This window comes from Sphingobium phenoxybenzoativorans, assembly GCF_018286635.1.
Taxonomy (GTDB): Bacteria; Pseudomonadota; Alphaproteobacteria; order Sphingomonadales; family Sphingomonadaceae; genus Sphingobium; species Sphingobium phenoxybenzoativorans.
In genome coordinates this window covers 1,066,910-1,086,045 of the sequence record NZ_CP073910.1, presented here as the reverse complement: position 1 = coordinate 1,086,045, position 19,136 = coordinate 1,066,910, and the positions used below count along the sequence as shown (strand labels likewise).

Annotated in this window: 16 protein-coding genes; 1 reads left to right on the top strand and 15 read right to left on the bottom strand. The window is 56.9% G+C overall.

Annotation, left to right across the window (positions count from 1 at the left end):
- Positions 1-2: 2 nt before the first annotated feature.
- From KFK14_RS05305 to KFK14_RS05240, 14 genes are all read right to left on the bottom strand, one after another.
- Entirely contained in the window at positions 3-1,181 is a 1,179-nt protein-coding gene (locus KFK14_RS05305; RefSeq protein WP_246524902.1) for an acyl-CoA dehydrogenase family protein, read from the bottom strand.
- Positions 1,182-1,244: 63 nt separating this feature from the next.
- Entirely contained in the window at positions 1,245-2,033 is a 789-nt protein-coding gene (locus KFK14_RS05300) for an SDR family NAD(P)-dependent oxidoreductase (protein WP_212610148.1), read from the bottom strand.
- A gap of 46 nt (positions 2,034-2,079) precedes the next feature.
- Complete coding sequence (locus KFK14_RS05295) at positions 2,080-3,183, bottom strand: LLM class flavin-dependent oxidoreductase (protein WP_212610147.1); 1,104 nt, start codon at positions 3,181-3,183, stop codon at positions 2,080-2,082.
- Between the two features lie 161 nt (positions 3,184-3,344).
- Positions 3,345-4,232, bottom strand: coding sequence for an alpha/beta fold hydrolase (locus KFK14_RS05290; RefSeq protein ID WP_212610146.1), 888 nt, complete (start codon positions 4,230-4,232; stop codon positions 3,345-3,347).
- 30 nt (positions 4,233-4,262) lie between these two features.
- Positions 4,263-5,705: an aldehyde dehydrogenase family protein gene (locus KFK14_RS05285; protein ID WP_212610145.1), complete on the bottom strand. Its 1,443-nt coding sequence runs from the start codon at positions 5,703-5,705 to the stop codon at positions 4,263-4,265.
- A gap of 80 nt (positions 5,706-5,785) precedes the next feature.
- Positions 5,786-6,976: a 3,4-dihydroxy-2-butanone-4-phosphate synthase gene (locus KFK14_RS05280; protein WP_212610144.1), complete on the bottom strand. Its 1,191-nt coding sequence runs from the start codon at positions 6,974-6,976 to the stop codon at positions 5,786-5,788.
- A gap of 113 nt (positions 6,977-7,089) precedes the next feature.
- Positions 7,090-9,495: a TonB-dependent receptor gene (locus KFK14_RS05275; RefSeq protein ID WP_212610143.1), complete on the bottom strand. Its 2,406-nt coding sequence runs from the start codon at positions 9,493-9,495 to the stop codon at positions 7,090-7,092.
- A 417-nt stretch (positions 9,496-9,912) separates the two neighbouring features.
- The gene (locus KFK14_RS05270) at positions 9,913-10,422 is read right to left on the bottom strand and encodes a nuclear transport factor 2 family protein (protein WP_212610142.1); all 510 of its coding nucleotides are present in this window, start codon (positions 10,420-10,422) and stop codon (positions 9,913-9,915) included.
- Between the two features lie 46 nt (positions 10,423-10,468).
- Positions 10,469-11,407 (bottom strand): SMP-30/gluconolactonase/LRE family protein, encoded by a 939-nt coding sequence (locus tag KFK14_RS05265; RefSeq protein ID WP_212610141.1) that lies wholly within the window; start codon positions 11,405-11,407, stop codon positions 10,469-10,471.
- Positions 11,401-11,856, bottom strand: a complete 456-nt coding sequence (locus KFK14_RS05260; protein ID WP_212610140.1) for a Zn-ribbon domain-containing OB-fold protein — start codon at positions 11,854-11,856, stop codon at positions 11,401-11,403. The genes KFK14_RS05265 and KFK14_RS05260 overlap by 7 nt, the downstream gene beginning before the upstream one ends.
- The gene (locus tag KFK14_RS05255; protein WP_212610139.1) at positions 11,853-13,031 is read right to left on the bottom strand and encodes a thiolase C-terminal domain-containing protein; all 1,179 of its coding nucleotides are present in this window, start codon (positions 13,029-13,031) and stop codon (positions 11,853-11,855) included. The genes KFK14_RS05260 and KFK14_RS05255 overlap by 4 nt, the downstream gene beginning before the upstream one ends.
- 4 nt (positions 13,032-13,035) lie before the next feature.
- A complete protein-coding gene (locus KFK14_RS05250) occupies positions 13,036-14,634 on the bottom strand; it encodes an AMP-binding protein (protein ID WP_246524900.1) in 1,599 nt (532 codons plus the stop codon).
- A 48-nt stretch (positions 14,635-14,682) separates the two neighbouring features.
- A complete protein-coding gene (locus KFK14_RS05245; protein ID WP_212610137.1) occupies positions 14,683-15,765 on the bottom strand; it encodes a zinc-binding dehydrogenase in 1,083 nt (360 codons plus the stop codon).
- A 65-nt stretch (positions 15,766-15,830) separates the two neighbouring features.
- Entirely contained in the window at positions 15,831-16,898 is a 1,068-nt protein-coding gene (locus tag KFK14_RS05240; RefSeq protein ID WP_212610136.1) for an LLM class flavin-dependent oxidoreductase, read from the bottom strand.
- Between the two features lie 266 nt (positions 16,899-17,164).
- Here KFK14_RS05240 and KFK14_RS05235 point away from each other — a divergent pair, with 266 nt between their 5' ends.
- Complete coding sequence (locus KFK14_RS05235; protein WP_212610135.1) at positions 17,165-17,947, top strand: SDR family NAD(P)-dependent oxidoreductase; 783 nt, start codon at positions 17,165-17,167, stop codon at positions 17,945-17,947.
- Between the two features lie 97 nt (positions 17,948-18,044).
- Here KFK14_RS05235 and KFK14_RS05230 read toward each other — a convergent pair whose 3' ends face one another.
- Positions 18,045-19,025 (bottom strand): NAD(P)/FAD-dependent oxidoreductase, encoded by a 981-nt coding sequence (locus KFK14_RS05230; protein ID WP_212610134.1) that lies wholly within the window; start codon positions 19,023-19,025, stop codon positions 18,045-18,047.
- Positions 19,026-19,136: the final 111 nt, after the last annotated feature.

Below are 19,136 nucleotides of genomic sequence, written 5' to 3'. Positions count from 1 at the left end.
CCTCAATAGGACTTGGGCAGATCAAGGACTTTCTCCGCAATGAAATTCATGATCATTTGCGGACTGACAGGAGCGATGCGTGGAATGAAGCATTCGCGCATGTAGCGTTCAACATGATATTCCGCCGCATAGCCCATGCCACCGAGGGTCTGCACAGCGGTTTCGCAAGCCGAAAAAGCGGCCTCCGCTGCAAGATATTTTGCGGCGTTGGCATCAACGCCACTATCGAGCTTGCCGTCGAAGCGGGCCGCCGCCTTCATCACCATGAGATTTGCCGCCTCGAGATTCATCCAGCATCGCGCGAGGGGATGCTGAATGCCTTGATTCTGACCGATCGGCCGCCCGAAGACCACGCGTTCGCGCGCATAGTCCGAGGCACGCCGGAGCGCAGCCCGGCCGATGCCCACTGCCTCGGCCGCGATCAGAATGCGTTCAGGGTTGAGGCCGTGCAGGATCATTTTGAATCCGTTGCCCTCCTCCCCTATCCGGTCCTCAGCGGGCACTTCCATCCTGTCGAAGAAAACCGTGTTTGAGTCGACGCCATGCCGGCCCATTTTCTCGATGACCCGGATGTCGGCCTTCGATCGATCGAGCTTCGCATAGAAAAGACTCAGCCCGTCCGTCTTGCGAACCCGCTGCTCCAAGGGCGTTGTGCGTGCGAGGATCAGTGCGCGATCGGCGACCTGAGCCGTCGAGATCCAGATCTTCTGACCCGAGATCAGATAGACGTCTCCTTCCCGCTCCGCTTTGACCTTGAGCTCGGTGGTGTTGAGGCCGGCATCCGGTTCCGTTACGGCGAAGCACGCCTTTTCTTCTCCCCGAATAAGGGGGGGCAACATCCGCGCCTGTTGCTCAGGCGTCCCGAAAGCGACCACGGGTTGCAGACCGAAAATATTCATGTGAACCGAGGAGGCCCCGGCCATTCCCGCTCCGGACTCGGCAATCGTGCGCATTAAGGTCGCCGCGGCGGCGATCCCAAGGTCAGAGCCCCCAAACGCCTCGGGCATCGCTATTCCCAAGAGGCCTGCATCGGCAATCGCTGCATAGAAATCGTGCGGAAATAACGCCTTCCGATCGCAGTCAAGCCAATAGCCATCATCGAACCGGCTACAAACCCGTTCGGCGAGATCCTGGATGCTTTCCTGTTCGGATGTCGGATCAAAATTCACGTCATTCTCCATTGAACGCGCCTAGCGACGTGACCTGATTCAGGCGGCATCGACCAGCTCACCGTCCTGCTGATTTCAGGTTGAGAGGCCGCCGTCGACCATGAGCAACTGGCCGGTAATAAAGCTTGCACGTTCCGATGCCAAAAAGGCCACGGCTTCCGCGATCTCGTTTGCCAGCCCGAGCCGTTGGAGCGGAACCCGTTCGTAAGTCGCCTGCATATATTTTTCATCGATGTCACCGTTTGCCGTCAACGTCTCAAACAGACCGGCGTCGCCGACCAAACCAATTCCGACGGAGTTCGCGCGTATGCCAAATCGCCCTTCCTCGACCGCAATGCCCCTTACGACGGAGTGAATGGCCGCCTTGGGCGCGATCGAAAGAATGTCCTTCTTGGTATAACGAACAATTGCAGGCGTCGATAAAGCGACCAAGGCCCCGCGCTCCTGACGCAGCAACGGCAAACTCGCGCTCGCGAGATTGTAAAATCCATATATATCCTGATCCATCGTCGCCTTGAAGATCGCTGGATCGAGTTGGCTGATATATTTAAAATATAGTTGGGGCCCTGCCGCATATATTACCGTGCTTGGAGTGCTCCACTCAGTATTTACCCGCTGTAACAAGCGATCCACCTGCGCCGTGTCAGTGAGGTCTGTCTGAATTGCCAAGGCCCGAGAGCCATGTTCTTCGATAAGCTTGGCGACAGCCCGCGCACGATCGGCATTCCGGTTGTAAGTAAAAGCGACATCCACGCCCTCGGCCGCCAGTCGCTGGCAGATGGCACTACCTAAGCCCCCGCTGCCTCCCGCAACGATGGCAATACCGTTTCGAAATCCCGATTGCTTGACGCGCAACTCATTCATCCCCTCAACCTTTCGCATTATTATCGTCGACGTTTTTCAACGGAGGTCAGGCATTTATGTGGATAGGTGATCGAACCGGCGTCGTGAAGCGAGGCGCGATCTCACGCGCGAAACGGTCCAGCATGCTGTGTCGAACGTCGCGAGGCACACGATATATTGCGTTGGTGATGATGATGTCGTTGAAGCCAATATCCGTTAGTTCACGGATGCGGCGCTCCACGGTATCCGGCGATCCGACGAGATTCATCGACATATAGTCATCGAGATTGCTCTTTGTCGGATCCGACAGCCGCTTGAGGTTCGTGAACAACCTGCTCCACTGCTCATAGCCGGTCACCCAGCGAAGCGGGTCCTCGTCACTCTGATAGTGCTGAACCTGGATTTTGAAGAAATCGGGTAGATATTGCCGAGCCTGACGGCGCGCTTCTTCGTCGGTGTCGGCTATCCAGCATTGGGTGAAGATCGGTAACTTTTGCTCGGTCGATAGTCCAACGCCGGCAGCCGCCTCTTTCCATGTGCTGAGAATCTTCCGCAAGATCGCATCGGGAAACTGAGCGATCGCCATGGGTGGCAGTCCCAACCCGCCAATGACGCTGGCGCTGCCTTGGCTGCCAATCGCGCCATAGAAATTGGGAACCTTGGCGCCGAGGCGAGGCCTGAGTTCAATCGGATTAGGTATCTTGACGAACTGCCCGTTATAGGTCGCCTTGCCGCCAGCAAGCAGATGTCTGATGATATCCCAATATTCGGCGAAGGATTCGCGCGCGGTGCCCATATCTACCTGGAAAGCTTCATATTCCGCCTTCGCCGTGCCCCGCCCGATGCCAATATGCAGGTCGGCTTGGGACAGGGTCTGAAGCATCGCGATATCTTCGGCAAAGCGCAGCGGATTATACCACGGCAATACCATGACCGATGTTCCCAACCCTAAGCCGGGACATGCCGCCGCGACGTTCGATAGATACATCAGCGGATTGGGGGTAGGATAATATTCGGAGAAATGATGCTCGATCATCCATCCTGTCTCATAGCCAAGCGAATGACCGTAAACAGCGTCCGCAACGCCCTCGTGATACAGGGCCTCGTCCGACATTCCGGCCGGTCCTACGGGCCCGAACTGAAACGAGAATGTAACGGGCGTCGTGTTCACGATTATATTTCCTCATATTGGATAAATTCTACCGGATAGTACATTTTGTAGCAATGGTGTCAACAATCCTCGTGTGCAGACTCGATCGGCAGCGCGCGCTCAAGCTTTACCAACCAGATAATTTCGGCACCGTCGGTCGGCTTTCCCCGGCAGTCATGCGGCTATGCTGACGGCAGATGCTTCCTGAAGAAGGCAATGATCGCGTGATTGAAAACATCATTGCGATCGCCCGCCACCATATGGCCGGCATCGGGAATTTCATCGACGTGCAAGGTTGGAAAGAGGCGGCGGAGTTCGGCAACCCCGTGATCGTCGACCACATCGCTTTTCATACCTCGCACCAGTTGCACTGCGACGTCGGCCGCAGCAACTACGGTCGTTAGAACCTCCTCAAGTTCGGTCAAATCCTGCAACGGATCGAAGGAAAGGATTTCCGGATCCCAGTGCCAATAATAGCGGCCGTCCGATCGAAGCCGTAAATTGCGTGCGAGTCCCAACGGACTGCGAGGTCGCCGGCGGTGCACATTAAATGTCGCTACAGCGTCGGCGGCATCTTCCAGTGACCCAAAACCGTCAGGGTTCGCCTTCATAAAGCGACGGATACGAAGAACGCCCTCCATATCAGGCTTGGGCACGATGTCGATGAGGGACACGGTCTTGGGGCGCATACCATCAGATAGCGCCTTGAGCGCCGTAGCACCGCCCAGCGAAGCGCCGATCAGGCCAAAAGGGCCTTCGATGTCTTGGACGATTGTCGCCAGGTCGCGGGCGCGTGTGGCCAGCGTATAATCCGCGGTCGATGACCATCCGCTGTCGCCATGCCCCCGGGCGTCATAGGCTATCACACGATAACCTGCCTCGATCAGGGCGCTCGCCCCTCCGGACCAACTATGCAATGTCTGGCCGCCACCGTGCATTAAGATGACGGCGGGCGCCGTGGGGACCCCGCCGACCTCGCCTCTCAATTGAACGCCGTCGCCGGTGACCCAAGCGGCTCGATCCCGACTTATATTTCGCGTTTGCTGACGCTCGAGCAAGGGAATGTCCATTCTATCTCCGCGATCGGTGATCGTGCGCTTCTAACCTGCGTGGGTATAGGCCGTTTTGACGGTGGTATAGAATTCGATTGCATAGCGGCCCTGCTCTCGTGGACCATAAGAAGACCGCTTGGTGCCGCCGAACGGCACATGAAAATCTGCGCCAGCGGTGGGAAGGTTGACGGCGACCACACCCGCTTGAGAATTGCGCTTGAAATGCGTCGCCTGCTTAATACTGGTCGTACAAATGCCGGATGAAAGGCCGAATTCGGTATCGTTCGCCAAAGCGAGCGCTTCGTCGTAATCCTTGACGCGGATAACCGATGCGACAGGTCCAAATATCTCCTCGCGACTCGTCCGCATCTGGTTTGTCGCTTCCACGAAGAGCGCCGGAGCCATGTAAAATCCAGGCGTGCCCCGGTCGAGAGGATCGCCACCGCACAGCAAAACAGCGCCTTCCTGTTTCCCAATGTCCATATAGGAGAGGTTCTGCTCCAGTTGAGCCTGACTGGCGACGGGGCCGATTTCCGTTCCGTCGGCCAGGGCATGGCCAACGACGAGGGACCCCATCCGTTCGGAGACCGCCGCTACGAATTTATCGTGGATCGCGTCCTCGACGATCAGCCGCTCCGAAGCCGTACACCGCTGCCCTGTCGCGAAGAAAGCCCCATTGACGGCGCATTCAACGGCGGTTTCGAGATGGCAATCCGCCAACACGACGAGTGGATTCTTACCGCCCATTTCAAGCTGCACCTTTTTCATGCGCGCAACGCAGCCGGCCGCGATAGTCCGCCCGGTCCTCGTCGATCCGGTAAAGCTGACCGCATCTATATCGTCACTTTCCACGATCGTTTGACCGACCGTAGCGCCGCTGCCCATAACCAGATTGAGCACGCCGCCGGGAAGCCCGGCGCGCTTCAGGACATCGACAAGTACCCAGGCCGTGGCCGACACGATCTCCGCAGGTTTGAAGACAACGCTGTTGCCATAGGCCAGTGCGGGCGCGATTTTCCAGGCAGGAATGGCGAGCGGAATGTTCCACGGTGTGATGATACCGACAACACCGACAGGCTCTCGGGTGATTTCCACGCTGACGCTAGGTCGCGTGCTAGCCATCATCTCACCCTGCAGGCGAAGGCATTCCCCTGCGAAGAAATCGAATATCTGCGCTGCTCTCACGACCTCCGCAACGCCCTCCGCCAACGGCTTGCCCTCCTCCCGCGACAGGAGACGGCCAAGCTCCGCTTTCCTAACCAGCAACTCGTCGGAGGTGGCGCGGAGAATTTCCTGCCGAAGCTGGATCGGGCTACGGGCCCAGGACGCCGCGGCATGTTTTGCAGCGGCAGCGGCCTGACGGACATCCTCGACAGTCGCTGCAGCGCAATGTGCCACGACATCGTCGGTGTCAGAAGGATTGATGGTCTCAAACGACGCTGTCGTGTCCGACCAGCAGCCATCGATCAGATTTTTATGTACTTCGATCATGGCCGACTTTCGCTATAACTATGAGGAAGATATCACGAGACGCCCGAATAACGTTTTCGTGAAAACGGCACGCTATGAAATCAATGCTCAACTCTCTTCACAACCGATATCCGAAATTTATCGAAGCCCGGCCCATTGACCAGAGTCTCCTCAAGAAGATCGACATGCGTAATGCCAAGATCGGTCAGGATTTGAGCGCAAATTTCATGCCTAAGAAAATGACAGCTCTCGTCATTTTGGCTGTTGGCTGCAACATAGTCCGCGGAAGAGGACTCTTCCTCGGAGATTTTTCGATCAAGCAGTATGACGACGCTTCCAGATCGCTTCAGCCCGCCCAACATAAATGATCGCGCCATATCGTCAGTTCCTACCGACGTCATCATCCCCTCATAGGATGTCCGATAGCCTATAAAGAGGGGGGTGACTGCATCACATGGACCATTTTTGCGAAGGGCCAGAGCCTCAGCACCACTGACAAGATGCCGATAAACTCTGGTATCCCAATGGCCTCCAAGGCCATCGACACGCAATTTCGATCTTACCTGAACGACATTCCGATCATGTTGTAAACGAAAACCGACAAGATCATCAATGCTGCCAACCTTCAGCCCATGGTCTTTGGAGAGCGATTCCAGGTCGCACAGGCGCGCAGTGCCGCCGTCCGCTTTCAAGATCACGCAGAAGACGCCAGAGGGATTGAGGCCGGCCAACCGCGAGAGGTCCACGACAGCCTCGGCGTATCCGCGTTGAGACAGTACGCCTCCCGATTGCGCAACGAGAGGAAAGACGTGGCCAGGAGAAACCAGATCATTATTTGCATCGGCAGTGCCGATAGCAACCGCAACCGTTCTGGCCCGATCGAACGCGGAAATGCCTGTGGTGACGCCGGTGCGAGCCTCGATTGAAACGGTGAAGTCCCGATCGCGGCGACTATATCGGCTTTGCCGCTGAAGCCCAAGTGCTTCCACGCGCTCAGGCGTGAGGGCAAGACAAATGAGACCACGGCCCTGGCAGGCCATGAAGGTGATCGCATCAGGAGTCGCCATTTGGGCAGGCACGAACAGAATTGCGCCGCTCTCCGGACCCTGATTATCGATCAGGACACACATGCGCCCATTTTTAATGTCTCTTAGAACGGTAGCGGTATCGCTTAGCCAGGTCGGGCAGGGCGGCCCCATCGCTCGGTCCGCACTTGAAGATGCCAGGCCGCCATCCAAAAGTTTCAAAGCGGTATGCGTCATGCCGGGACTTTCAATAGTGAAAAAAATCATATGCGGTGGACCGCCGAGTCTCGACTGCCCCGACCTTTACTATAGATATCAATATATACTTTCCAGTATATATTGATATCTCTTTTCGTTTAGCCGGTGAATAATGGAGCATCTCAGAATTTTGCGCTGAGTTCGAAGCCATACATGCGTGGTGCGCCTGGGGTAGTGGAGTTTGATCCGGTTACCTGGCCCAGGGCGATACCACCGGTGTAGTATTTTTCTTTGGTAAGGTTGTTGACGTAGAAAGCTGCGCTCACTTTCGACCCGAACATTTCGTTCCATTCTGCGCGAACGTTGATCAGCTTGTAGCCGCCGATCCGGGTACCGGGCAGAACCGTGTTGTTGAGGTTGCTGTAGAAGAAGTGGCTTTGGGCGTAGACTTCGCCACGCAAAGCCACTTCGCCGGCATCGCCGAACTCTGTCGATGCCCGTGCAAACGCCGACCCGGTATATTTCGGCGCGTCGGCATAGGGCCCGAAGAAGAAGCCCTGCCCGCCAACGAGCGCCCGGTTATCGGTATAGCGTGCGTCCGTATAGCTGAACGCCCCGCCTACATCGAACCCGTCCGCCAGGGTGAAATTGCCGTCCAGTTCAGCGCCCGACACCCGCGCCTTGTTGGCGTTGCCGGCAAGCGCGGCATTGTTGAGATAGATCGTGCGCTGCACATTCTTGATATATTGGTCATAGACCGCAAGATTGACGCGCGCCGGGATCGAACCCAGAAGGCCGGCATATTTCGCACCCACTTCAAAGTCATAGGTGGTTTCCGGCTTGAAGAAATCCGGATTCGGGAAACTTGCTCCGGAGGTGCCGTTAAAGCCGCCAGTTCGCCAGCTGCCGCGCTGGTTGAAGTAGAGGAGCAGATCGTCCGTAACCTTATAGTCGAGGCTGACCAGCCAGCTTGGCTTGGAATCCTTGACCTTAGTGGAATTGAGGGCGCCAAGCAGCTTGGGGTCGCTCGCGCTTCCCGGATTGAACCGGATGCCGACATTCTCCCAGGTATATCGCAGACCGCCGGTCAGGTTGAGGCGATCGGTCAGCGCATAGGTCAGCTGGGCATAGAGCGCCTTGGACTTGTCGTTGCTGGTGCTGTCATAGGAACCCAGATACGGCAGTCCAAGATCTGGCGCGATCGTCACGGGAATATACGACCAGGTCTTCTCCTGGGAGATGAACCCGCCGACGATATATTTGAGAGCGCCTATTTCGCCAGAAAGCTGCAGTTCGTTCGACCACTGCTTGGTGCCGAAGATATAGCCGTTGCCCGAATAGGTCTTTCCCCATTTTTCCTGATCCGGCCCACCTTGCGCTCCGAAAAACTCGTAGGGGCTACCATCGACATCCAGATTATCCTCCGAGACGACCTTGTTATAGCCAAAGATATTCTTGATCGTCGCTGTGTCGCTCAGTTCATAGCTGGTCGTGTTCGACAAAAACACCTGGTCCGCGCGGTGGCGCTGGTCACGGTTGATCGACACGTCGTAGAAGCCGTCGGCCAGTCCGGCCTGACGCTTGGTCAGATAATCTCCGATACCGTTATACAGGGCATTCACCCGGGGATCCGTCGAACTCCCCTGCCCGGCACCCAGCGCATCGGGGCCGTGCAGATCACGCATGGCCGTGACGAGAGGCTTGGTAAGGCCGTCCGAAGGATCAACATAGGTCGCAGGGGCGCCATTTACGCCGTTGGCATTCTGGACGCTCAGGCCGCCATTGGAGCCGCCATATTGTCCACGCTGAAAGACGGTGACATTGCTGAATCCCGAACCGGATGGCGCGATCAGCAGGCTGACACGACCGATCTGGGCGTCGATCGAATTGATGTCATTGCCATCGATCAGATTATGCTGAAACCCATCACGGGTCTGCGAGCGGCCCGAGAAGCGGACCGCAATGCCGTCCGTCAGCGGGATATTGATCGCGCCCTCGACCTCGACATTGTTGAAATTGCCGTAGCCGCCTTTGACATAGCCGCCAAATTCTTCATCCGGCCTCTTCGCCGCGTAAAGCACCGCACCGCCGGTCGCATTGCGCCCGAACAACGTGCCCTGCGGCCCCTTCAAAACCTGAATCGATTCCAGGTCGAACAGCGACGTTGCCGATGTACCGCCGGTCGGCACCTCGTTGAAATAGGCCGTGACCGCAGGAGACGAAAAGGAAAAGCCGTCTACCGACTGGCCGCGAATGGCATAGTTGATCTGGTTCGATGATACCGCCGACCGCACCGTCAATCCAGGCGTCGCTATCTGCAAATCGCTTTCCGTGCTGATCCGCCGCTCAGCCAGAGCCTCACTGCCAAACGCCGTCACCGCTACAGGAACATCCTGAAGCCGCTCGTCCGAACGACGCGCCGTCACAACAATGTCTCCACTCGATACCGCCTGCCCATCTGACGACTGCGATTCCGCTCCAGTCGCTTGCGCGTAAACGGCACCGCCGGCGTTCAAAAACGCCAACACGACGCCTGCCTGCGCTCCTGCGAGAAGCGCCCTGCGCGAAACACGGTTATTTTCAAACATCCCATTCTCCCATTTGCCAATTCGACATTATTATTTTGCTTGCAAATCACAGAAGGCACCTCTGCCTCCCGATCCGATCACAACGCGGATCGACCAGATCAGTTATGGTATAAGGTCCGCTAACCGGCCCAAGCCCACCCGACCCTTTACCTCGGCGGCAAGACGCTTCCGTCGTATAAATACTTACGTCTACTATCGTCAATATACCAAATGGTATTTTTTTCTTGTCATGAGTGTGTCGGCCGCGCGTTGATCCCCGAGAATATAACCTGCAGTAAATCGCAGCCACGATGTTAGGTATCTAGATACCGCACCCCGGTTTTGCGGTAGCTTTCCGCATCTGTGCCGACGCGCAAGGCTGCGTAACGGGCCGTTGCCGGGTAACTAAGTTGCCGTCTAGGTCGAGCAGAACACACTTCAGCGCTCCCTTGGAAAATGAGACTTCAAGGGTTCACTGCCGGGCCACCTTACGCTGTTCTCGCAAGTCAGCGATGTGCCGATATCTTCCCATCGCCCGACATGAACAGTGAGCAACTCGCGACGCGCAAATCGCCAACGCCCTTCTTCCCGGACATAGTCGTCATAGTAGCGAAAAGCCCCAAACAAAGTGCGGCCGCCCATGGAAAGCTCAATATGCGCTCCGACAACGCCAGTTGCCCTGTCGGCATCCAAAAATTCGACCGTCACAGAATTCAGCGCATGCACCGTTTGCCCGACATTGGCGCGAAAGGCGCGGACGAACTCCATCACTTCCGCCCTGTTCGATCCTCCCGAGAATCCCGGTCCGGTAAAGATGCCGTCCTTGGCGAAACTATCTTCGAGCACCTCGAAGTCATTATCGTCCGATGCCACGAAATAGCGGGAAACCAGATCCTCAATCGCAAATCTGTCCTCTATCTTTTGAATGCGCTCTTCAAGATTCGACATACCAATCTCCTATACCGGCGCGGCGCCGTTCTGGCTGGATCACGCCTCAGGCAGTCCAGTGCAACCGCAGTCCTTTTCTTTTGGATTTCCCGAAAGCAATCCTTCCGGTCGAGGACAACGTGATAAAAATGGTGTCCCGCTGCACTGCGCCAAAACAGATATTGGTCGTCAATTCGTCACCCGTCGCAATCTGCTCAACGAGCACGCCTTGCGGCGACACGACACTCAAGCCGCCATAGGGAATATCGGCTACATAGATGAAACCTTCATCGTCAACCGCGAGCGAATCGAACATCGCATAATATCCCGGCGTCCATAGGAGATTTCCGCGCTTCCAAGGCGGCATGCCGGCATAGTTCTTCAGCTTGCCGGGGGCTTCCACACCGAACGCCCACAATCGCCCGGTGTTGGATTCCGCAACATATAGACCTGTGCCGTCAGGCGAAAGCCCCACGCCATTGGGGCCGTCGAGGGGAAATATCGCCTGGCTGATCGAAGAACCGTCGGCCGCCGCATAATACAATGCGCCGGGATCACTTCGCCGGTCGCGGCCATGCGTTGTACCGAGATCTGTAAACCAGAAGCCGCCCGTAGCGTCGAATACGATGTCATTGGGCGCCACGAGGCGATGTCCATCGCAGGTGTCATACAGACGCTCCGCTTTACCGGTCGTCAGGTCGACCGCCTCGATCCACCCTCCCGCATGATCCGGCGCCGGACCGACTGGAATATATCTGCCCTTGCCCTGCTGGAAAGCCACACCGCCATTATTGCAGAGATAGCATCTGCCATCGGGCCCAAGCGCCGCGCCATTGGGGCCACCGCCAAGCTGAGCGATAATCTGTATGGCGCCACCCGGGGTGATCCGGCTCAACGTGCCCCGGGCAATCTCAACAACAAGAAGACTCCCGTCGTCGAGCGCAATCGGGCCTTCGGGAAATTGTAGCCCGCTCGCAAATTCAGTAAGCTCGCCCGCGGTCACCATTGTCCCGCTCCCGCTTCGGGATCGCCTTTCCCGACACGAACGAAGCGCGGCAGAAACATGCCGTCTGCTGCCGGTTCCCAGATCAATTCGACGATCATACCGATGTGGACCATTGAGGGATCGGCTAGGAGGTTCGATACCAGTTTCACCGGCCCGTAATCGGGGAACTCCGCAACTATGACCACATAGGGAAGGGAGTCCCGGATGCGGTCATCGGCCGCATGGTGCACGATCGTAAAGCTGAAGACGACTGCACGCGTCGGCGCGAGTCTCCACTCGACCGCAGTTGAATGGCAGTTCCAACACACAGGCGTCGGCGGATGGCGCAACGCGCCGCATGCGGCACACGCCTGGAACCGCAATTCCTGCTTCGCGCAATATGCCCAAAAATCGCGATCTTCGAAAATGGGAATGGGATGGAAGGCGTCTCCTGGCAAATATGTCATCATGCTTTCCCCAGGATAAGGCCGGTGGTCGGCGCGACGCCAAGGCCGCCCGTCACCAGACAGAGTTTCGCATCAGCCACCTGGCTCGTGGACTCACCGCGCAACTGCCTGACACCCTCCGCAATATGGTTGAACCCATGAATATAGGCTTCGGAGTGATTGCCGCCTGCCGTGTTGATGGGGAGGCTTCCACCCTCCCAGCGAATATTGCCGTCCGCGACAAAATCGCCGCCGGAACCGCGAGGACAGAAGCCATAATCTTCGAGCGCTATAATCACCATGCCGGAGAAATGGTCGTAAATCTGCGCGACGTCGATATCGGCCGGCGTTACGCCGGCATGCTCAAACAGTTCCTTCGCGAGTGCGACACTGTTGGTAGTCGCATAATCTTCGTTCGGCATGTTGTGACTGCCCAGTGGACCACTGCCCCACCCCGGTCCGCTGCCCTGCCCGGCCGCGAGCACGGTCACGGGCTGCTTGCGAAGATCCCGCGCATGATCGCCCGACGTCAGCACAACCGCGCAGGCGCCATCGCTTTCAAGGCAGCAGTCGTAGAGACGCAGCGGATCGGAAATCATCCTCGATGCGAAATAATCTTCAATCGTCAACAGGCGGTCATGCATCACCGCACGCGGATTGCGATTGGCGTTGAGCCGGGTCGAGATCGCTACTTCGGCGAGATGCTCGCTCGTCGTCCCGTAAAGGTGCATGTGGCGCTGGACTATCAACGCCAGCATCTGTGGCGGAGCAAGCAGGCCAAAGGGCATAGTGAAATTATTATGGACCCTTGCCGCATTTGCCTTTCCAAAACGACGGGTCTGTCCCTGGGCAAGCCCGCGATAGGCAACGACCGTGCGCGCCTGTCCGGATCGGATTGCCGAGACACCCAATGAAACAGCGCCGCACGAGCCGCCGCCGCCGCCGCCCCACACCATCCCGGTGTATCGCATGAGCGGGATACCGAGAGCCACCTGCATCAAATTGGCTTCGTTGGCATCGTTGGAATAAGATGCGAAGCCATCGACATCCTTCGGGCTTAACCCGGCATCGGCCAGCGCGTTCAATATTGCCTCGCAGGCAAGTTCGAACTGGCTCTTGTCGGTAATGCCGCCCCACTTGGTATAGCGTGTCTCGCCGACGCCGACGATGGCGACGGGTGCGGCTCCATTGCTGCCCATTACCCTACGCCTCGATCGACGCGGATAGCGCTTCGCGATCCATACAATCGCCCAATATGCCCTGCTCTCTTATCTGATATTTGAGTACCTTCTGATTTGGCGTTTTGGGAAGGCCGTCCCGGAATTCAATATATCTGGGTATCCAGAAGCGCGGCATATTATCCTCGAAGAAGGCCCACAGTTCCAGATGGGAGATAGTCTCCCCAGGCTTTACGATGACAACGGCCTTCAGATCATCCTCGCCAAAGGGGCTGGGCACGGCGACCACCGCGCATTCGAGCACGGCCTCGTGCCGATTGATCACGCTCTCAATTTCGTAAGACGAGATATTCTCACCCCGCCGCCGCATCGCGTCCTTCTTGCGATCGACGAAATACATATATCCGTCTTCATCCATTTTGCCCCTGTCGCCAGTGTGGAACCAGAGGTTACGGAATGCGGCATTGGTCTCTGCGGGCATGTTGTAATATTCGGACATCATCACGTAGGGCAGCTTGGGCCGCACGGTGATCTCGCCTGGCGTACCGATCGGACACTCGTTGTCGTGATCATCGACGATCCTCACCTCGAATGTTTCTTCGTTGACCCGCCCGCACGATCCGGGCCTCGGCGGTTCGCCGTACGGGGTTAGCGTGACGCAGCCTGTTTCGGTCTGCCCATAGGTATTGAGCAATCGGCAGCCATTATAGCGCCGCTCAAAATCCTCATTATGCTGCGTGACAATGAAACGCCTCAGCATTACGCGCCCATCGTCTCCGCGTGGCGGCTGCTTCATCAGGATGGGCGGCAGCGTGAAAACGCCCAGTGCGACGGTAGCGCCGAACGAATGGACTTCAGGCCAGAAGCGCGACGCGGAGAATTTCTCCAGCAACATATATTCGGAGCATGTGATGAGCGCAGGCAAAAGCCCCATCCACGATGCGAGCGAATGAAAGAGCGGCATGCCGCTATTGTAGATTTTCTCGCCTTCCTGAAGGCTCATCGTGCGAGCCGTATCCAGCGCGAAAGTGACGGCGTGGCAGTGCGGCGCCAGCGCTCCCTTTGAAGGCCCGGTCGTGCCCGACGTGAACGCTATCGCATGCGGGTCATAATGCGCCACCGGCACCACGACATCGGTATCAGGGCTCGCATCCATGTCGGCGAAAGCCACCCGAACGAGATCGCCGCCGTCAAGGCCCTGCCCCTCGTCATCGACCTCGATCAATGTCCGCAACGTTGGCAATCGGTCGCGGACGTGAAGAATTCTTCCGACAAATTCTCCGGCAACGACGATCGCCGCAACCTCCGCCTTACCAAGCTGGTGCGCCAATATATCCCCGTTATACTCCGTATTGATCGGGACATAGATAACGTTGGCTTTGGCGCAGCCCAGCCAGGCGAATATCCATTCCGGGGCGTTTGGCAGGAAAATGGCTACCTTGTCGCCCGCTCTGACATTCAGCGTACCCAGAAAATGCGCAAACTGGCTGGCCTTCCGGTCCACTTCCCCAAAAGTCCAGCTTGCGCCCCGAAAATGCAGGAAAGGCGCATCCGGCCTGCGAAGGGCTGCCGCTCGGAGCAAGTTTGGAACGGTTCTCGCCTCAAGGCTCAAATGTTGGGGCATCCACATAAGCTCCAGATTCTTATCACGTCAAAAAGGGCCAGAACGGCGTCAGGGGATCGACGGATCGATGACGACCTTGACGGCTTCTCCGCTCTGTACCGCGCGATAGGCGTCCGCGGCCTGACCGATTCCGAATCGATGGGTGATCAACTCCGCGAGCGGCAGCTTGTCGGCCATTCGGGCAGCGAGGTGGAGCGCGTGATAGTAATATTTGGGTCTCGGCGCCATCGAACCGCGAACGGTAAAATTCTTAAGGACCAGCTCACGCGGCGTAGTAGGAATCTCACCGGCAGCGCCCCACAGACCAGCGACGCAGTAGCGCCCATTGTGGCCGCCGAGGAAAATGCCTTCAGGAAAGGCGGGCAACGATCCTGCAGCTTCCACGACCATATTGGGACCCGTACGTCCGCAAACATCCATGACGGCCGCCTTGCGTTCATCAGGCGACAAAGCATCCAGCGATAGCGTGGCGGTAGCGCCGAGTTGCTTGGCGCGTTCAAGCCGCATGTCATTGTTATCGATCACGATGATCTCGCGCGCCCCCGATACATGCGCAACCAGCGTTGCCGCAAGTCCGACCGGGCCTGCCCCCTGAACTACGACTGTTTCCCCGAACTTGATCGCGCCCGCGACGTCGATACTGCCCACCGCTGTAGGCAAGGCGCAGCCCAGCGCCATGATGGCGTCGATCGATGCGCCTTCGGGAACCTTGAAAAACGACATGCCCCGGGGCAACCATGCATAATCGGCGTGAGAGCACCAGCTTGGCTGGTCGGCTTCGGCAAAGTGTGCCGCCTCCGTACAAGGGCTGCTCTCGAGTATCGTGCATGTGTAGCACTGATTACACGCGACCATTGGCGACCAATAAACGAGATCTCCGACCTTGACCGGTTCACCGGCCGAATCCCTGTCCATGCGGTCGCCGAGCTTCTCGATCTGGCCAACGCCCTCATGACCAAGAATGATCGGCAACGGAAACTCGTTCGCCAGGCGGTGGATCATATGAAGGTCGGTTCCGCAGACGCCGCCCAGCACCACCCTGAGCAACAAACCGCCCGCCTCGGGCTCGAAAATCGGCACTTCTCGTGCCTCCACGACGCCCTCGGCGATCAGTACGGCGGCTCTAGCCATTGTAGCTCTCCTTGACTTTTTTAGGTTCTGAACGCTGGGCCATGATAGGATGAGAGCTGTGCGAATTACCAGGTCTTCAGTTCCGGCATGACCTTGGTCGACAAGAGAGCCAGGCTGTCCTCGACCATGTCATAAGGCATCCCGCCGAAGCTGCCGATGCTGATCCATTCGAATTCGCCGATGATGTCCCGGCGCTTATCGAGCTTGTCAAGTATCTGCTGTGGCGTACCGCAAGCCTGATGCGAAATATAGTCGGCAACTGCCCCTTCAAGGCCAAGGTCGTTTAGAAAACGTGCCGATTCGCCATACGCTTCATAGCCTTTCAGCTCTTTGTGATAATCGGCCATAAATTCGTAGTGCTGAAGAATCGAGATATATTTAGCCGACAAATACTGCCTTACAACCTCTTCGGCGCGTCCTTCATCTTCATTGCAATAGCAATCATCGACAAGCAGCGGTGGCGGAGCGTTCCGGTTGTGGTTCTTCTGAAATTCCGTGCGGAATATTTCGATATTCGGCAGCAATTTCTCCATCTTGAACTGAACGAAGCTCATCATCCGCGTGTCCAGAGCGGCAATGGCCTTGGCCGAATCCGGGGACATGGCGACGCAATAGAATCTATCCTTGAGCCCCTTTTCCATGCGCGGACGGATTTCAGTACGGATCTGCGGGAAATAGGGGCCATCCCCTTCGATGAAGCCTGTCTCCAAGGCATTGATCAGCATGGGCGCCATCTCATCGAAGCGACCGCGCGACTCGTCGATCGGCACGCCGAAAGCCTCAAATTCCCGCCGCGCAAGGCCACGTCCGAAGCCGCATATGTAACGGCCATTGCACATCGCGTCGAGCATGGCAATTCGCTCTGCGATCCGGACAGGTTGCGACCACCAAGGCAAGATGAGCGCTCCGCTTCCCAACTGGATAGTACTGGTGCGGGCAGCAAGCCACGTCAGGATCTGAAGATTGTCGACCGACATGGAATAATCTTCAAAATGGTGCTCAGGGCACCAGATCGCGTCATATCCCCAGGCTTCGGCCTTCTCAGCAACGCGCATCTCTTCACGGACCATTTCCGCATCGGACATGCCTTCGTGCTGATTGGCGAGCATCAACATATAACCAACCCGCATCATACTCTCCACTTGCGCGTGCCGCTTGGGGCAGCTGTTAAACCCTATCGTTTTGGGTAGCCGACATGAGGGCGCCCACGACCTGTATCGCAAGTTAGAAGAAGATTACTGTTGACGTCAAGATAATACTGTCTAGTAGAAAAAATTCCATAAAGCGGTCGAGAGATGTAGGAAAAGATGGCATTTCCGTGCCCATACAGCGCGCTGCACACAGGGCCGTAGCTGCGAAAATATGGGCTCGACCCGCTATAACACATAGGAGAGGTGCAATGGCTCGGCTGACCAACAAAATCGCGCTCGTGACTGGCGCGGCGGGCGGCATCGGACAGGGCATAGCTCGGGCCATGGCAGCCGAAGGGGCAACGCTCATTCTAGCCGACATTAAGCTGGAGGGACTACAATCGGTTGCGCAGGAGATCGGTGGCGAGGCCGTTCCGCTTGATGTGACGAGCGAACAGGCCTGGTCCGATGTCGCAAGGCAGATCGAAGAGCGCCATAGGCGCCTAGATATCCTCATCAACAACGCGGGTCTGGTGGTCGTAAAGCCACTCGAAAAAATGTCGGCGCAGGAGATTCGGCTGCAGTTCGCCGTCAACCTCGAAGGCCCCCTGCTGGGATGCAAGGCGTTGCTTCCTCTCCTGCGCTCCGCCGGGAGTCCCGAGGCGCCAGCATCGGTCATCAACATCGCGTCGGTGGCCGGCTTGATCGGCTTGGGCGACGAGGTCGCGTACAGCGTTTCCAAGGCAGGCGTCGGTCATATGGCCAGGGCGCTTGCCGTTGAATGGGCGCAGCATGGCTTTTCAATCCGAGTGAACGCAATTTTCCCGGGCTGCATCCGTACCTCGATGCTCGAAGCGGCGGTGGAGGGTTTCGTGCGCGAAGGGATCATGCCAGCCGAAACCGCCTGGCAGGGAATGCGCGATTATTCGGTGCTCGGCCAGATCGGGGAGGTCAGCGACATCGCCATGGGCGCGGTATATCTGGCTTCGGACGAAGCGAAATTCGTCACCGGCACGAGCCTGGTCATCGACGGAGGCTGGGTCGCCAAATAGTGGGACGCCCTCTCCCCAATCATTCCCAAGGGTTGTGGCACTGCTGTGCGCGGCAGGCGAGGCACGAGCCGAAGCGACATCGCCCGCCGCATTACCGTTACTTGGCCCGCCGGTATCCCATGAGGAAACCTTCATATCCATCATCACGGACCTGGTTACACTTGTCGCGATAGGAAAGATTCCCGCCAGCCCAGAGCAGGAACGTCCTTTTCCGGCCGCTGACGTTGCTATTGTCGCCATTGAACCAGGAATTGACTTGTGGAAACAATGTTTTAGCGGCTGTCTCATAGACAAGTTCGGTCCAGTTTTCCTGCGCCTCCAAGGATGGCTCGACGACCTGAACATCATTGTCTCTGATGAACCGGAACATATCCGTGAGCCAGTTGATCTGAGATTCGGCACATCGCGGAATGTTGCAGAACGTCGCGCCGTTATGCGGTCCTAGAACCGTGAAGAAATTGGGGAAGCCGCGCACTTGCAAGCCCAGATAGGTCTGGGGCCCATCGGACCAGACATCTTTGAGTTTTACCCCGTTCTTTCCGACTATATCCATACGCAGCAAGCTTCCAGTAACGGCATCGAAGCCCGTAGCATATACTATTACGTCCAGGTCATATGCCGCCTCGACCGTATCGATACCAGTCGCAGTAACGCGCGTGATTGGGTTTGATTTTATATCTACTAGATGGACATTGTCGCGATTATAGAGTTCGTAATAATTGTCTTCCAGGGGCAGGCGCTTCAGGCCGAAACCGTGATTTTTAGGGATCAGCTTTTCGGCTGTGTCCGGGTCGGTAACGCGCTCCCTTATCTTTCCTGCGATGAATTCGGAAATCAAATTATTGGCCTGCTTGTCCAGTAGGACGTCTTTGTAATTTCCTATCCAGATTGCGTAGCCGGGCTCCGCATATAGCTTTTCCCAAAACTCTTTGCGCTGTTCCGCGGGGACTTCGATCGTAGATTGCTTGACTGTCCGATATTGATGCCCGGTCTGACTATTATTACACTTCTCAAAAATTTCAGTGTAGGATTGTTTGATAGTTTCCATTTCTTCGGAGGTTATCTTGCTGTTCAGCAAAGGCGCTGCCCAGTTAGGGCTGCGCTGAAAAACGAACAGCTGGAGACCCGCAAAAACCGGTAGCGTTTGGACGGCTATGGTGATTCATTGAAGGCGCGCGATCACGGAGTG

Bases quoted from the DNA above. Each gene is read 5' to 3' on its own strand.
- KFK14_RS05275 (WP_212610143.1), bottom strand. From the start codon at position 9,495: ATGTTTGAAAATAACCGTGTTTCGCGCAGGGCGCTTCTCGCAGGAGCG.
- KFK14_RS05250 (WP_246524900.1), bottom strand. From the start codon at position 14,634: ATGCCCCAACATTTGAGCCTTGAGGCGAGAACCGTTCCAAACTTGCTC.
- KFK14_RS05280 (WP_212610144.1), bottom strand. From the start codon at position 6,976: ATGATTTTTTTCACTATTGAAAGTCCCGGCATGACGCATACCGCTTTG.
- KFK14_RS05260 (WP_212610140.1), bottom strand. From the start codon at position 11,856: ATGATGACATATTTGCCAGGAGACGCCTTCCATCCCATTCCCATTTTC.
- KFK14_RS05270 (WP_212610142.1), bottom strand. From the start codon at position 10,422: ATGTCGAATCTTGAAGAGCGCATTCAAAAGATAGAGGACAGATTTGCG.
- KFK14_RS05290 (WP_212610146.1), bottom strand. From the start codon at position 4,232: ATGGACATTCCCTTGCTCGAGCGTCAGCAAACGCGAAATATAAGTCGG.
- KFK14_RS05300 (WP_212610148.1), bottom strand. From the start codon at position 2,033: ATGAATGAGTTGCGCGTCAAGCAATCGGGATTTCGAAACGGTATTGCC.
- KFK14_RS05265 (WP_212610141.1), bottom strand. From the start codon at position 11,407: ATGGTGACCGCGGGCGAGCTTACTGAATTTGCGAGCGGGCTACAATTT.
- KFK14_RS05255 (WP_212610139.1), bottom strand. From the start codon at position 13,031: ATGGGCAGCAATGGAGCCGCACCCGTCGCCATCGTCGGCGTCGGCGAG.
- KFK14_RS05235 (WP_212610135.1), top strand. From the start codon at position 17,165: ATGGCTCGGCTGACCAACAAAATCGCGCTCGTGACTGGCGCGGCGGGC.
- KFK14_RS05245 (WP_212610137.1), bottom strand. From the start codon at position 15,765: ATGGCTAGAGCCGCCGTACTGATCGCCGAGGGCGTCGTGGAGGCACGA.
- KFK14_RS05285 (WP_212610145.1), bottom strand. From the start codon at position 5,705: ATGATCGAAGTACATAAAAATCTGATCGATGGCTGCTGGTCGGACACG.
- KFK14_RS05305 (WP_246524902.1), bottom strand. From the start codon at position 1,181: ATGGAGAATGACGTGAATTTTGATCCGACATCCGAACAGGAAAGCATC.
- KFK14_RS05240 (WP_212610136.1), bottom strand. From the start codon at position 16,898: ATGATGCGGGTTGGTTATATGTTGATGCTCGCCAATCAGCACGAAGGC.